Source organism: Halorubrum salinum, assembly GCF_024494575.1.
In the GTDB taxonomy this organism is placed as follows: Archaea; Halobacteriota; Halobacteria; order Halobacteriales; family Haloferacaceae; genus Halorubrum; species Halorubrum salinum.
The window spans coordinates 814,934-828,082 of the sequence record NZ_JANHDO010000001.1 but is presented as its reverse complement, the minus strand read 5'-3'; the positions used below and the strand labels follow the sequence as shown (position 1 = coordinate 828,082).

At 70.7% G+C, this 13,149-nt stretch carries 14 protein-coding genes; 6 read left to right on the top strand and 8 right to left on the bottom strand.

Going from position 1 to position 13,149, the window contains the following annotated elements; genetic code table 11:
* Positions 1–504: 504 nt before the first annotated feature.
* Complete coding sequence (locus tag NO930_RS04455) at positions 505–822, bottom strand: ASCH domain-containing protein (RefSeq protein WP_256402631.1); 318 nt, start codon at positions 820–822, stop codon at positions 505–507.
* A gap of 174 nt (positions 823–996) precedes the next feature.
* On the opposite strand from NO930_RS04455, the gene pyrB reads away from it, so the two are divergent.
* The 3 genes from pyrB (at position 997) to NO930_RS04440 (ending at position 3,543) form a co-directional block, all read left to right on the top strand.
* Positions 997–1,938 carry an aspartate carbamoyltransferase gene (gene pyrB, locus NO930_RS04450; RefSeq protein WP_137783974.1) on the top strand — a complete coding sequence of 314 codons (942 nt, stop codon included), beginning with the start codon at positions 997–999 and terminating at the stop codon, positions 1,936–1,938.
* Positions 1,935–2,393, top strand: coding sequence for an aspartate carbamoyltransferase regulatory subunit (gene pyrI, locus NO930_RS04445; protein WP_256402630.1), 459 nt, complete (start codon positions 1,935–1,937; stop codon positions 2,391–2,393). The genes pyrB and pyrI overlap by 4 nt, the downstream gene beginning before the upstream one ends.
* A 289-nt stretch (positions 2,394–2,682) precedes the next feature.
* On the top strand, positions 2,683–3,543 hold the full coding sequence (locus tag NO930_RS04440) for a family 10 glycosylhydrolase (protein WP_256402629.1): 861 nt from the start codon (positions 2,683–2,685) through the stop codon (positions 3,541–3,543).
* 274 nt (positions 3,544–3,817) lie between these two features.
* Here the strand turns inward: NO930_RS04440 and NO930_RS04435 are convergent, their stop codons facing one another.
* From NO930_RS04435 to NO930_RS04405, 7 genes are all read right to left on the bottom strand, one after another.
* Positions 3,818–4,171: a nuclear transport factor 2 family protein gene (locus NO930_RS04435; RefSeq protein WP_137784285.1), complete on the bottom strand. Its 354-nt coding sequence runs from the start codon at positions 4,169–4,171 to the stop codon at positions 3,818–3,820.
* Positions 4,168–5,373, bottom strand: coding sequence for a potassium channel family protein (locus tag NO930_RS04430; RefSeq protein WP_256402628.1), 1,206 nt, complete (start codon positions 5,371–5,373; stop codon positions 4,168–4,170). Before NO930_RS04430 ends, NO930_RS04435 begins: the two co-directional genes overlap by 4 nt.
* A 69-nt stretch (positions 5,374–5,442) precedes the next feature.
* A complete protein-coding gene (locus NO930_RS04425; RefSeq protein ID WP_256402627.1) occupies positions 5,443–5,976 on the bottom strand; it encodes a double winged helix-containing putative transcriptional regulator in 534 nt (177 codons plus the stop codon).
* Positions 5,977–5,984: 8 nt separating this feature from the next.
* Complete coding sequence (gene mch / locus NO930_RS04420) at positions 5,985–6,923, bottom strand: methenyltetrahydromethanopterin cyclohydrolase (protein ID WP_256402626.1); 939 nt, start codon at positions 6,921–6,923, stop codon at positions 5,985–5,987.
* A gap of 132 nt (positions 6,924–7,055) precedes the next feature.
* The gene (locus NO930_RS04415; RefSeq protein WP_137784198.1) at positions 7,056–7,394 is read right to left on the bottom strand and encodes a hypothetical protein; all 339 of its coding nucleotides are present in this window, start codon (positions 7,392–7,394) and stop codon (positions 7,056–7,058) included.
* A 116-nt stretch (positions 7,395–7,510) separates the two neighbouring features.
* Positions 7,511–7,957, bottom strand: coding sequence for a DUF7969 family protein (locus NO930_RS04410; RefSeq protein WP_256402625.1), 447 nt, complete (start codon positions 7,955–7,957; stop codon positions 7,511–7,513).
* 116 nt (positions 7,958–8,073) lie between these two features.
* Positions 8,074–8,589 (bottom strand): nucleoside deaminase, encoded by a 516-nt coding sequence (locus tag NO930_RS04405; RefSeq protein ID WP_137784196.1) that lies wholly within the window; start codon positions 8,587–8,589, stop codon positions 8,074–8,076.
* 123 nt (positions 8,590–8,712) lie between these two features.
* On the opposite strand from NO930_RS04405, the gene NO930_RS04400 reads away from it, so the two are divergent.
* The 3 genes from NO930_RS04400 (at position 8,713) to NO930_RS04390 (ending at position 13,075) form a co-directional block, all read left to right on the top strand.
* Positions 8,713–9,603, top strand: coding sequence for a CehA/McbA family metallohydrolase (locus NO930_RS04400; RefSeq protein ID WP_256402624.1), 891 nt, complete (start codon positions 8,713–8,715; stop codon positions 9,601–9,603).
* A 125-nt stretch (positions 9,604–9,728) separates the two neighbouring features.
* The gene (locus NO930_RS04395) at positions 9,729–11,033 is read left to right on the top strand and encodes a molybdopterin molybdotransferase MoeA (RefSeq protein ID WP_256402623.1); all 1,305 of its coding nucleotides are present in this window, start codon (positions 9,729–9,731) and stop codon (positions 11,031–11,033) included.
* Positions 11,030–13,075 (top strand): molybdopterin biosynthesis protein, encoded by a 2,046-nt coding sequence (locus NO930_RS04390; RefSeq protein ID WP_256402622.1) that lies wholly within the window; start codon positions 11,030–11,032, stop codon positions 13,073–13,075. The genes NO930_RS04395 and NO930_RS04390 overlap by 4 nt, the downstream gene beginning before the upstream one ends.
* Positions 13,076–13,149 lie beyond the last annotated feature (74 nt).

The window sequence follows — 13,149 nt, the reverse complement described above, 5'->3', positions numbered from 1 at the left end:
TGTTCAGTTATGCAAATCGGTTCCGCGCGTCTGACGCTTGGATCGGGTTCGTCGGTAACGAACGGGTTCTGCACACATAAGCGTAGTCAGACCGGGGTGAAACTGATTCAATATCGAGAAAATCGCGGCACTGTGGCGCTATTTCACTGGAACAGAAGGGGGGATTGATTGGCACCATCGAACCGCGCTATCGGCGATCGACGCTCCGTGTCGGCCGCGCAAATCGACGACCGCCTGTGAAGCCGGTTCCCCCTCCTTTCGCACACGTGTCACATTCTAATGATAAAATACGGGCGGTGTTCAGACGAGACCGAAATGTGAGGCGGTGGGACCGCTGAGCGGTCCGGCTCGACGTCGACCGGCGCACCGACGCGCGAACTCGATTCGGCAGTTGCTCACCGATGCGATCAAAATACGGGTCACACAGACGCAGTCACAATACGGTCACACAGACGCGGTCACAACGCGGGCCACCAGCGGTACCACCGCAGGCGGTGCGAGATGTCAGTCCACGCGCTCGAACCGATGGCGCACCACGTCGGCGTCGTCGTCCCACTCGAAGTGTCCGCCGTGCGCGCTGACCATCCGTTCCTCGTAGGCGTCGAGCGACGGCGATCCCTCGCGTTTCGCGTCTTCGTCCGTCATGTCTCCGAGCGTGCGCTCCGTCACTTCGGTCAACTCGAAAGTCACGCCGTCGACCGCGAAGGTGTCGCCCGCCTCGCCGTACTGATTCCCGCGATGAAGTTGAGTCACGTCGCCGTCGACGGCGGCCTGTTTCACGCGGTCGTTCGGCAGCAGATCGGCCGGGTCGTTCTCGGACATGTGACGGCCTTGGGACCGGACGGGCTTAGGTGTCCGGCCGACGGCGTCGGCGACGTCTGCCCCTCTCCTTTCGAATCTCGAAGCCCCGCGGTCACCCGATCCGCACGGACGTGGGCAGCCTCGTCGCGGTCCGAGCCGGGAGATTCAAGAGCGTGCCCATCCCCTTCTTCGACGATGCGTCAGGACCACCTCATCACCGCGAAACAGCTCTCGCGGGATGACATCGAGGCGGTGCTCGACCGGGCCCGGGCGGTCGCCGACGACCCCGCCGCCTACGCGGACCGGCACGCCGGACGCGTGCTCGCGCTCTGCTTTTTCGAGCCGAGCACGCGCACCCGGATGAGTTTCGACAGCGCGGCGAAGCGCCTCGGGATGAACACGATCGACATGGGCGACGTCGACTCTTCTTCCGTCTCGAAGGGCGAATCGCTGGCGGACACCGTCCGCGTCATCGAGGGCTACGCGGACGCCTTGGTGCTCCGACACCCCAGCGAGGGCGCGGCCACGCTGGCGGCCGAACACGTCGAGACGCCCGTCGTCAACGCGGGTGACGGCGCGGGTCAACACCCTTCACAGACCCTCCTCGACCTCCACACGATCCGCGAGAACCACGGGCTCGACGACCTCACCGTCGGGATCATGGGCGACCTGAAGTACGGGCGCACGGTCCACTCGCTCGCGGCCGCGCTCACCGAGTTCGACGCGAATCAGCACTTCATCAGCCCCGAGTCGCTTCGACTTCCGCGCTCGGTCCGGTTCGACCTCCACGAGACGGGCGCGCAGATACGCGAGCACACCGACCTCGACGGGGTCCTCCCCGATCTCGACGTGCTGTACGTCACGCGAATCCAGAAGGAGCGGTTCCCCGACGAGAACGAGTACCACCGGGTCGCAGGCGAGTACCGGATCGACGCCGAGACGCTCGAAGACGCCGCGGAGGACCTCTCCGTGATGCACCCGCTCCCGCGGGTCGACGAGATCGCACCCGAGATCGACGGGACCGACCACGCCCGATACTTCGAGCAGGCGCACAACGGGATCCCGGTGCGAATGGCGCTTTTAGACACCCTGATCGAGAACGCGGAGGCCCCAGAGGGTCCGGAGGTGGACCGATGAGCGACCACGAGTTACGCGTCTCCAAGATCCGCAACGGCACCGTCATCGACCACGTCGAGGGCGGGCAGGCGCTCAACGTGCTCGCCATCCTCGGCATCGACGGCTCCGAGGGGCTCGGCGTCTCGGTCGTGATGAACGTCCCTTCCGACCGGCTCGGGCGAAAAGACGTGGTGAAAGTCGAGGACCGCGAACTCTCGCAGTCGGAAGTCGACGTGCTCTCGCTCATCGCGCCTGAGGCGACGATCAACATCATCCGCGAGTTCGAGGTTGCAGAGAAGAACCGCGTCACCCGGCCCGACAGCGTGACCGGCGTGCTCTCGTGTCCGAACCGCAACTGCATCACCAACGCCGGCGAGCCCGTCGAGACCCGGTTCGACGTCGTCGCCGACGGCGTCCGGTGTGACTACTGCTCGACGATCCTGCGGACGGACATCGCCGAACACATCGACGTCTAGTTCGTTCCGGCCGCGCCGGTCGACCGGTTTGTCCGCCGGGTCGCGGCCGACGCCGGTAGATTTTAGCGACCCCCGTTCGATGATCGGTGTATGAGCAAGAAACTGAAGCTCGTCCTCGTGCTGTCGCTCGTCGCGCTCGCCTACTTCCTCTTCGCCGGCGATAAAGAGCCGGTCGAGGTCTGACGCGCTCGCACCGCTTTTCGCAGACCCGCTCGGCCGCATCGGTGTCCGACTCCCTCCGGCGGGCGGATACCCGCCGCTTTTACCCCGCAACCGCGTAGCCGTGCCCATGTACGGGGTCGTCACGCGAAACGCCGACGAGGTCGAGATGGAGCCGTTCGACCTCGGCTTCTACGAGGTGAAAGACGTCACGGGCCGGGCGGCCGCGCCGCTCCCGAACGCCGTGAACATGGTGTCGTGTTTCGGCGACAACGCCGCAGCGAGCGAGAATCCGGACCTCGTCCCCGTCGACGAGCGCGGCGAGCCGGCGACCCGCGACCGCGACTACTTCGACTGGGCGTACATCTGCCCGACGCACCCGGAGTACCGCGAGGGCCTGTTGGAGATCATCGAGGACTGCGCCGCCGAGAACGACGACGTGCGCCTCGACGACGTGGGGTTCCCGCGCGAGGGGTTCTGTCGCTGTGACCGCTGCGAGCGGCTGTTCGCCGAGAGCGACCGCGAGGCGTGGGCCGACTGGCGCGCCGACGTCATCACCGAGTTCGTCGCCGACGCGGCCGAGCTGGTTCCCGGCCGGCTGCTCCTCACGCTGTATCCCGACCCGTATCCGGGCCACCTCCGGGCGCGTGCGGGGCTCGACGCCGACCGCCTCGCGGAGCACGTCGACGAGTTCGTCGTCCCGCTGTACGACACCGAGTACGCGACGACCTACTGGCTGGAGACGATCGCTCGCGGCTTCCGGTCGCGGCTCGGGGGCGACTACGACGTGCACGGCGCGCCGCCGGAGACGCCGTTCTCGCTCGAACTGTACGCGGTCGAAGTCGACGTCGACGACCTGATCCACGCCGCCGAGGTCGCTGAGACGTACGCGAAGGACGTGTTCTTCGGCTACGACGCCAACAACGCGGCCGCCGCGCTCCGCCGGAAGGACGCCGACTCGCGCGACGGCGAGGTCCACCGGCCCGACTGATCGAGTCCGGACTCGGCCGGATACCGCTCGCCGGCCGGGAATCCCCGGTCGCGTGAACGAGGGCTTATATACCGGCACGGCCGAGACTCACGTGACCGGCCGCCGGCGTGCGACACACCGGTCGTCTCGCGTTCGCGCGAGGCGGTCGCCTTTCAACGTCCGCGCCGTAGCGGCGGTCGCTCTACAACGTCTAGCCGCGGCCACGTCATATTCGGTCCGACAGAAGAGCGCCCGCCGAATCGAGGAGCGAGCGCTACTCGCCGAGGACCGCCCGCTACTCGTCCGTCGCCGCGTACGTCTCCAGTGCCGTGATCCGGCCGTCCGCGACGTCGAAGACGTCGACGAAGGAGAACAACGTCCCTCCGTCGGCGTCGAGCAGCCGGCCGCGAACGGCGACGCCGGGGCCCGCGGGGTAGACCCGGTCGACGGCGTGGGTCGTGTCCGTCATCGGCCGCTCGTCGCGCATGAACGTCACGAAGCGCTCGCGTCCCTCGAAGGTGCGGTCGGGGCGCCGCTGGACGAACGCCGGCGCGAGCAGCCCCGCGAGCCGGTCGTACTCGCCCGCGTCGAGCGCGTCGTAGTACGCGCGGACGAGCCGCGTCCCCTCCGCGGGTTCCGGGTCGCTCACGCCGCGAGCGCCTCGAACTCAGCCGCCGAGGTGCGCGTCCCCTTCGAGAGCACCACGTCGCCGGCGCGGAGCGTCGTGTCGATGTCGTGGCCCACAAGCCACCCCTCCTCTGGCCGCCGGAGCGCGATGACGCTCGTCGAGATGTCTGTCGCCGGGATCCCCTCCTCGATCCGCGTCCCTTCGAGGGCGCTGCCGGCCTCGACCACGGTTCGGGTGATGATCTCGTCCGACTCCTGGACCGCCATCTCCACGACGGGATGGACCCCGATGTCGCGGGCGACGCCCTCCGTGATCTCCAAGGCGGCGTCCGAGATCTCCTCGGTCGCGACGCCGAGGTGGATCAGCCCGCGGAGCGAGACGGGGTCCTCGGCCTCGCGGGCGGCCCGAAGCGTCCACGCCTCGAACCGCGACTGGAGAGCGTCGACCTCGATCTCTAAGTTGTTCACCTCGTCTGCGAGCGCCGCGTTGTCGAACAGCACGGAGCCGTACGCGAGATCGACCGCCAGCTCGGAGAGGTTCTTCATCAACACGATCGAGTCGACCGCGCGCTCCAAGTCGTCGATCGCCGGCTCGACCGGTTCGTCCGGCTCGAACGGCTCTCGGGCCAGTTCGGGGTACGCCTCGGCGACCCCCGTCTCCGGCCCGCGGAGGAGCGTCACGTCGCCGGCTTCGAGGCGGGTCTCCGGACCGGGGTTGAGGATCCAGTCGTCCTCGCGGCGAATCGCGATGACGCGCACGCCGGTCACGGACTCCAGGTCGATGTCTTTCAGCGTCCGCCCCGCGTAGCCGGAATCGTCCGCGACGGTTCCCCGGACCAGCGTCTCGACGCCCTCGGTGAGCGCGCCGCGCATCGCGTCCGGGAGCCCGATCTCCTCCGTGACGATCTTCGCGATGTCGCCGGCGGCGTCGGAGATCTTGTCGGCCGCGCCGACCACGCCGAGCACCGGCGCGAGCGTCTCGGCCTCGTCGGGGCTCCGGGCGGCGAGCATGAGGCTCATCCGCGCGCGCATCTGGAGCACGTCCATCCGGTGTTCGAGCTCGACGACCTCGTGTGCGACCGTCGGGCTCCCGTGGAGGACCGCGGAGTACGACAGGTCGATCAGCAGCTCGGCGGTGTCTTTCATCTCCACGAGCAGGTCCTTCACGCTCGCCGGCTCGTAGCGGACCGAGAGCGGCGACTCCCGCTCGTCGAATCGTCCCATGCGACATCCTCTCCGGCTCCGAGTAAAAGGCTTGTCACGGACCGACGCTGTCCGACTCGAACCGGCGCGTCAGCCCGCGTCGCCGGCGAGGTACGCGGTCGCGTCGTCCCCTCCGTGCGGACTCTCGGCGGCCGCGGCCGGCTCGGCCAGATCGACGAGCGCGAGCCAGCCCAAGAGCCGGTCGGCGCGCTCGCGCCACGTCGCCTCCCACGCCGGGTCGCGGGCGCGGTCGTGACGCGGGACCGACTCCCGGGTCGCCGCGAACAGGTCGTCGGGCGTGAGCGGGTCCGCTGGCGAGGCCGCTTTCAGGGCCGACAGCGCCTCCGGAACGAGGAGGACGCCGTCGCGAAGCCCCTCGCGGACGCGCTTCGCGGTCGGCTCGGCGTCGGTCCGGACGAACCCCCGCGGCGTCTCTTCGACCAGCCCGAGCGCCCGCAGGAACGCCAGCCAGTCGTTCGCGGTCTGGCGGTCGCGGAGGCCGCAGCGGTCGCGGAGGCGCGCACAGCAGTCGTCCGTGCTGCCCGGCACGAGCGGAACCGCGCGCTGGTACTCGCGGAGGACGTCGAGCGAGTCGGGCGGTTCGGGGACCGGCTTGAGGCGCATCGCCGGGGTCAGCGGTAGCCGAACGACGCGGCCAACAGCTCCTCGTCCGTCTCGCCGACCGTGTACACCGGCCCGTCGAGGACGTCGACCGTGACCTTCGCGGGCGCGAAGACGCGCTCGTCAACCTCGTAGAAGTCCCAGTCGGCCTCCTCGAACACCTCGACGAAGGGCGTGCCGTACTCGTCGCGGGCGGTCGAGACGATCTGTTCGAAGCGGTCGTCGTCGCGGGCGACCTGCAGGTGCACCTCGCCGCCGTACGCCAGCGCGTCGTTCGTCCGTCCCATCGCGAGGTCCTCGTCGCGGGTGGCCGGAGCCATCGGCGCGGAGCCGGAGGCGTGGAGCACGTCGGTGGGCTCGTACCCCACTTCGAGCAGTCGGAAGACGGCGAGTTCCGCCGCGCGCGCGGCGGTCGCGACCGATCCCGCGGTCGAGCCGGTGGCGTACGCGGGGAGGAAGACCCCCTCCGGGTCGACCTCTGCGAGGTCGGCGACGTGTTCTGCGACGGACTCCGTCGGAAGCGCGGTCGACTCGACCGCGAGCGTCGCGAACTCGGAGGAGTCGTAGTACCCCACGCGCTCGAACTCCGTCTCGCGGCCGACGAGCGCCCGGGCGGGACCGGAGCCGAGTCCCTCGAAGCCGTCGTCGGTGGCGAGTTCCCAGCCGGCCTTCTGCGAGCAGAGCAGCGCGATCGCCGGGTGGTCCGTCGAGAGTTCGACGTACTGGCGCGGCGCGTCGGCGACCTCTCCCATGCGCGTCCGCAGGTTCGCGAGCCCGGCGGTCTGGATCTCTGCGAGGAGCAGTCCCGCCTCGATGCCGCCGGCGGCGTCGACGCCGAAATCGACGACTGTCGCGCCGTTGTCGAGTTCGTAGCCGACGACGTCGAGTTCGCCGGAGAAGTCGAGCGCCTCGTCGACGAGCTCGATCGCGGTCCGGTTGATGCTTTCCATACCGCCCCTTCTCGCTCGCCCATTAAGGGGTTTGTCTGTCGTCGCCGCCGGCGGATGCGGGACGGAAATCTCGACGATCTCGACGATCGTTCGACCTGTCGACGGACTCCCGATCAGACGACTAGCTCCCGATCAGGCGACGTCCTCGACGTCGACGCCCGGGATCGGTTCGATTTCGAACAGGTACTCGTCATAGGCGCGGTCCAGGTTCGCGGGCCCCTCCGCGACCGTGTGGTCGACACAGAGCAGCGCGGTCGATTCGACGGCACCCTTTCCCGTGTCCTCCAGATACCGCTCGGTGACGGAGAAGGCGGCCGGTTCGTCGCACCCCCGGCGGTAACACGCCGTCGGCGCGTCGTCCGGGGGCTCCGTCTCGTCGGCGCGCTCGCGAGCCTCCGCGATGTCCTGTCGTGCTCGTCGCCGTTCGGCCTTTCGCGCCTGCTTCTCCCGACCCGACTTGGTGTCCGGCATGCGTACACAAACGCGGGTCATCGGGATAACGCTACGGGCGGTCCGGCGGTCCGATCTCTCGGTCCGGTGCGGCACACCACGCGGAGTTCGCCGCCGAGAGCCGCGGTTCGATTCGATCACCAGAAGCCGCCGTCGGAGTCCCTCGCCCGCCCGGGACCGCCCGGACCGCGCGGTCCGCTCGGTCGCGGATCGGGATCGATCTCGACGAGTTCCGTCTCGGCGCGCGGGTCGACCTCGCGGCCCTCCTCGTAGCGGACGAAGGAGAGGTAGAACGGCTCGCCGCAGCCGACCGCGTCCTCGCGCGGCTCTCGGTCCGGCTCGTCGCCGCCGGCGTCGGTCCCCCGAACGCCGTCGTGCGGGTCCCAGACGACGCCGTCGCTCTCGCCGCAGACGAACCTGACGCCGTCGGCGTCCGCCGCGTCCTCGAACGGCTCCGTCGGCGCGACGTACCCCCACCCCTCCAAGGGGTACGGCGTCACCGACTTGTCCGCGAGGTAGCCGTCGCGGTCGAGTTCGACGAGGGTCCCGCAGCGCGGGCAGTAGTAGGTGACCGGGTAGCTCATCTCCTCGCTCTGGTACGGCCGCCGGCGATATAAGCGGCCGGTGACCGGTCCCGACGCGCCGCGTCGGTGGCGGCCGTGTCGACGGGACCGTCCGCCGGCGGTCGGTGCGTCCAGCGCTACCTCCCGCCGAAGAACGACTCGTGGACGGCCATCGCCGCGTCTTCCGCGATCGGGCCCTCCACCGTCGTCTCGCCGCCGGCGCGTCGGATCACCTCCTCGCAGGAGATCTCGACCACGTCCCCGGAGAGTTCGCTCAGGGTCGCGCCCGCGACGCCGAAGACGACGCGGTCGATCCCGGCGTAGTGGACCGCGGTCGAACACATCGGGCACGGCTCGGTGCTCGCGTACATCGTACAGCGCGCCCGCTCGTCGGGCGACAGCTCGCGGGCGGCCCGGCGTGCGAGCGACAGCTCCGGGTGGGCGGTGACGTCGTCGTCGCTCCGCGTCCGGTTGCGGTCCTCGGCGACGACCTCGCCGTCGACGACGAGCAGCGCGCCGAACGGCGTGTCGCCGGCCGCGACCGCCTCCTCGGCGAGGCCGATAGCGCGCTCGACGTACGCGCGGTCGTCGGGGGCTCCGTCCGCGTTTTCCCCGCTCGTCGCGTTCGCACCCGCGTCGGTCGGATCGGTCATAGGTCCGTGTTCGGCCGGGAACACCTAACGGTTCCCACCGAGTCGAGAGGGTCGGACCGCCCGTCGGCGGTCGACGCGAGCCGCGTTCCCGATTTTATATACCTCCGCGCGCTACGGGGCGACGTGTCTGGCGTCACCGTCTCGATCGACCCGCACGTCCACTCCGACGACAGCTACGACGGCCACGAGCCAGTAGAGCTGATCTTGGAACACGCGTCGGAGATCGGCCTCGACGCGGTCGTGATCACCGACCACGACGTGATCGGCGAGTCGAAGCGCGCCGCCGAGATCGCCGACGAGTACGGGCTGATCGGGATACCCGGAGTCGAGGTGTCGACGGCGCACGGCCACCTCCTCGCGATCGGAGTGGAGCGGATGCCGCCGCGCCGGAAGCCGTACGCCGAGACGGTCGCGTGGATCCACGAGCACGGCGGCGTCGCGATCGTCCCGCACCCCTTCCAGCGGTCGCGCCACGGCGTGCGACAGCGCAACATCCCCGTCCCCGACGACGCCGGCGACTCGGCGGCGAGGGCCGGTGACGGCGTCGCGATCGGAGACGGGGCCGGCGGCGTCGACGAGGTCGACGCAGTCGAGGTGTTCAACGCGTGGCTGTTCACGGGGTACAGAAACCGGCGCGCGCGGCGGTTCGCCGCCGACCACGACTACCCCGGCGTGGCCGCCAGCGACGCCCATCACCTGGAGTACGTCGGGCGGGCGTACACCGACGTCGAGATAGCCGACCGCGACTCGGTCACCGCGGTCACGGCCGACGACGTGCTCGACGCGATCCGCGACGGGACGACGACCGTCGACGGCCGACGCGCGCCGATCCGGATGGCCGCGAAACACTACGTCGGCGCGGCCGGTCGCAAGACCGGGTACTACGCCGCGACCGGCGCGAGCCGAGGCGCGGCCGCCGCGGCGCGGGGTGCCGCCGACCTCGTCTCGACGGTCCGCGTCGCGGTCGCTCAGGGGGCCCACCGCGCCGCGCGGGTGCTCTCGTGGGTGACCTGAAGGGCCGCCGAAACCGACGCGGCGTGCGTCGACGCGACCGCCGCGACGCCCGGAGGACCACCGCGACGCGAGACGAACCCGCCCGGAGAGCGGGGTTTTTGCACGCGGGCCCGAAACGACACGACATGAGCCACGACAGACGCGAGTCCGGGTTCAAGCGGCGGACCCGGGTGGCGGACGCGCGATCGACGCTTCTCGACGCCGTCTCGCCGCACGGCCGGACCGAGTCGGTCCCCCTCCCCTCGGCCGACGGGCGAGTGGTCGCGGAGCCGGTCGACGCTCCGGCCCCGGTCCCGAGCTACGAACGGGCGGCGATGGACGGCTACGCGGTCCGCGCCGAGGACACGTTCGGCGCGTCGTCTCGATCGCCGGCGGTGCTGCGGACGGCCGGCGACGGGACCGCGGAGCCGGGAGACGTCGCTGCGATCGGACCGGGAGAGGCCGCGCGAGTCCACACCGGCAGCGCCGTCCCCGAGGGGGCAGACGCGGTCCTGATGGTCGAGCAGGCCGAGACGGTCGGCGACGAGATCGAGGCGTTCGACGCCGTCGCGGTCGGGGAGAACGTCGGCGAAGTCGGCGAGGACGTCGCCGCCGGACAACGGCTCTTCGACGCCGGCCACACGCTCCGTCCCTCCGATTTGGGGCTGTTGAAGTCGGTGGGTATCGACTCGGTCTCGGTCTACGAGCGGCCGACCGTCGCCGTGATCCCGACCGGCGAGGAGCTGGTGCAGTCGGACCCCGGCCCGGGAGAGGTGATCGAGACGAACGGACTTACCGTCTCGCGGCTCGTCGAGCGTTGGGGCGGCGAGGCGCGCTACCGCGAGATCGTCACCGACGACGAGGACGCGCTCGCGGCCGCCGTCGAACGCGACCTCGACGCCGACGTCGTCGTCACGACGGGCGGGTCGTCGGTCGGCGAGCGCGACCTGCTTCCAGAGGTCGTCGCCGGGATCGGCGAGGTGCTCGTCCACGGCGTCGCGCTCAAGCCCGGCCACCCCGTCTGTCTCGGACGAGCAGAGGACACGCCGGTAGTGTCGCTCCCGGGATATCCGGTCGCCTGTATCGTCAACGCCGCGCAGTTCCTCCGGCCGATTCAAAAGCAGATCGGCGGGACGACGGCGGACCCGTTCCCGACCCGGCGTGCTCGACTCGCGCGGAAAGTCCCGAGCGAGCCCGGTACGCGGACGTTCGCGCGCGTGTCGATCGAGGACGGCGACGGCGGCCTCTCGCCCGGCGAGAGCGACGCTAACGCCGCGGACGGGGAGGACGCAGACGCCGATCTCCCCGTCGCCACGCCGACCCGCGCCAGCGGCTCGGGGATACTCTCCAGCGTCGCGCTCGCGGACGGCTGGGTCGTCGTCCCCGAACCGCGCGAGGGGATCGAAGCGGGAGCGACCGTCGACGTGCAGCTCTGGGAGGTGACGCCGTGAGCGACCGCCGCGAGTTCCGCGATCTCGCCACTCCCGAGGCCGCCCGCGAGGCGATCGAGTCGCTGGATCTCACGCCCGAGTCGGAGGCGGTCCCGCTGTCGGACGCCCGCGGGCGGGTCCTCGCCGAGCGGATCGACGCCGCCATCGACGTGCCTGGATTCGACCGGGCGTCGGTCGACGGGTACGCGGTCCGCGCCCGCGACACGTTCGGCGCGGACGAGGTCGATCCGGGCGAACTCGACCTCGTCGGTGCGGTCCACGCCGGGGTAGCCCCCGACGTGACCGTCGAGCCCGGGACCTGCGCGGAGATCTCGACGGGCGCGGTGATGCCCGACGGGGCCGACGCCGTGGTAATGGTCGAGCGGACCGACGAGGTGCGGAGGAGCGACGGCGACGCGGGGAGCGACGACGGCGACGCCTCGCCCGACCGAATCGCGGTCCGAACCGCGGTCGCCCCGGGGGACAACGTGATGAGCGCCGGTGCGGACATCGCCGCCGGCGCGCGCGCGCTCGGTCCGGGGACGCGACTGACTCCCCGCGAGATCGGCTTGCTGTCGGCGCTCGGCGTCGACGAGGTCCCGGTCGAGGGGAAACCGCGGGTGGGGATCGTCTCGACGGGCGACGAACTCGTGCGCCCCGGCGACGAGATCGACTCCGACCGCGGCGAGATCTACGACGTGAACTCCACGACGATCGCCGCGGGGGTCGCGGAGGCCGGCGGCGAGCCCGTCCTCTACCCGCACGCCGGCGACGACTACGACGAGATGGAACGCCTCCTCAGGCGGGCGGCCGACGAGTGCGACCTCGTGCTCTCCTCCGGGTCTACCTCCGCCAGCGCCGTCGACGTGATCTACCGCGTGATCGAGGCGCGCGGCGACCTGCTCCTCCACGGCGTCGCGGTCAAGCCCGGCAAGCCGATGCTGATCGGACGGATCGACCGCGGCGGGTCGGAGGCCGACGCTCTCGACACCGATACTTCCGACGTCGACGCCGACGGTACCGGTTCGAACGACGGACGCGACGCCGGCGAGTCCGCGTACGTCGGGCTTCCCGGCTATCCCGTCTCCGCGCTCACGATCTTCCGGACGTTCGTCGCGCCCGCGATCCGCGAGGCCGCCGGCCAGCCCGAGCCCGCCACGGCGACGATCGAGGGACGGATGGGCGTCGCGGAGCGCTACGGCGAAGGCCGACTCCGGCTGATGCCCGTCGGACTGCTCGACCTCGATTCGGGAGACCTGCCGCTCGTCTACCCGGTCGACAAGGGATCGGGCGCGACGACGAGCCTCGTCGAGGCCGACGGCGTCGTCGCGGTCGACCCCGACACCGAGGTCCTCGGCGATGGAGAGACCGTCGAGGTCCAGTTGTTCTCGCCCGACGTTCGCCCGCCGTCGCTGCTCGGCGCGGGCGAGGACGACCCCGCGCTCAACCGGCTGCTCGACCGACTCGACGCGCCGCGGTACCTCCCCGTCGGCTCCAGAGAGGGACTGCGCCGGCTGCGCGACGGCGTCCCGGACGTCGCCGTCGTCGCCGGGCCGACGGACCGCGAGGTCGATTCGGTCGAACTCGGCGGCTGGTCCCGCGAGTGGGGACTCGTCGTCCCCGAGGGGAACCCCGCGAACGTCGACGGGCTCGCCTCGCTCGTCGAGGAGGATCTCCGGTTCGTGAACCGCCCGCCCGACTCCGGGCTCCGGCGGACTCTCGACGACGCGCTCGGCGAACTCGCGGCGGAGCGGTCGGAATCGCGAGCGGATCTCACGTCGCGGATAGACGGGTACGAGCGCGCGGTCCGCGCCTTCGAGAGCCCGGCCAGACGGGTGATGGCTGGCGACGCCGACGCGGGGATCGGCCTCCGAGAGACGGCGGACCGGTTGGGTTGTGAGTTCGTCAGCCTCGGCGCGCAGTCGGTTGTCGTTCGCGCCGCGCCCGACCGCGTCGAGCGCGAGGCGGTGCAGGCGCTCGCGGCGGTCCTAGACGACCCCGGCACGGACGATCCCGTCGGCGCGCTCGCCGGCTACTCGTGGGACCGCTCGACCGACGCCTGACGGGCGCGACGAGAGCGATGTTCTATATCCCATGCCGCGGCCACGCGTCCCGTGACCTGACGTCCCGCTCGCGG

Excerpts from the sequence above, each read along its gene's own strand:
- pyrI (WP_256402630.1), top strand. The coding sequence starts at position 1,935 with ATGAGCGACCACGAGTTACGCGTCTCCAAGATCCGCAACGGCACCGTC.
- pyrB (WP_137783974.1), top strand. The coding sequence starts at position 997 with ATGCGTCAGGACCACCTCATCACCGCGAAACAGCTCTCGCGGGATGAC.
- NO930_RS04430 (WP_256402628.1), bottom strand. The coding sequence starts at position 5,373 with ATGGGACGATTCGACGAGCGGGAGTCGCCGCTCTCGGTCCGCTACGAG.
- NO930_RS04440 (WP_256402629.1), top strand. The coding sequence starts at position 2,683 with ATGTACGGGGTCGTCACGCGAAACGCCGACGAGGTCGAGATGGAGCCG.
- NO930_RS04410 (WP_256402625.1), bottom strand. The coding sequence starts at position 7,957 with ATGAGCTACCCGGTCACCTACTACTGCCCGCGCTGCGGGACCCTCGTC.
- NO930_RS04425 (WP_256402627.1), bottom strand. The coding sequence starts at position 5,976 with ATGCGCCTCAAGCCGGTCCCCGAACCGCCCGACTCGCTCGACGTCCTC.
- mch (WP_256402626.1), bottom strand. The coding sequence starts at position 6,923 with ATGGAAAGCATCAACCGGACCGCGATCGAGCTCGTCGACGAGGCGCTC.
- NO930_RS04405 (WP_137784196.1), bottom strand. The coding sequence starts at position 8,589 with ATGACCGATCCGACCGACGCGGGTGCGAACGCGACGAGCGGGGAAAAC.
- NO930_RS04395 (WP_256402623.1), top strand. The coding sequence starts at position 9,729 with ATGAGCCACGACAGACGCGAGTCCGGGTTCAAGCGGCGGACCCGGGTG.
- NO930_RS04455 (WP_256402631.1), bottom strand. The coding sequence starts at position 822 with ATGTCCGAGAACGACCCGGCCGATCTGCTGCCGAACGACCGCGTGAAA.
- NO930_RS04415 (WP_137784198.1), bottom strand. The coding sequence starts at position 7,394 with ATGCCGGACACCAAGTCGGGTCGGGAGAAGCAGGCGCGAAAGGCCGAA.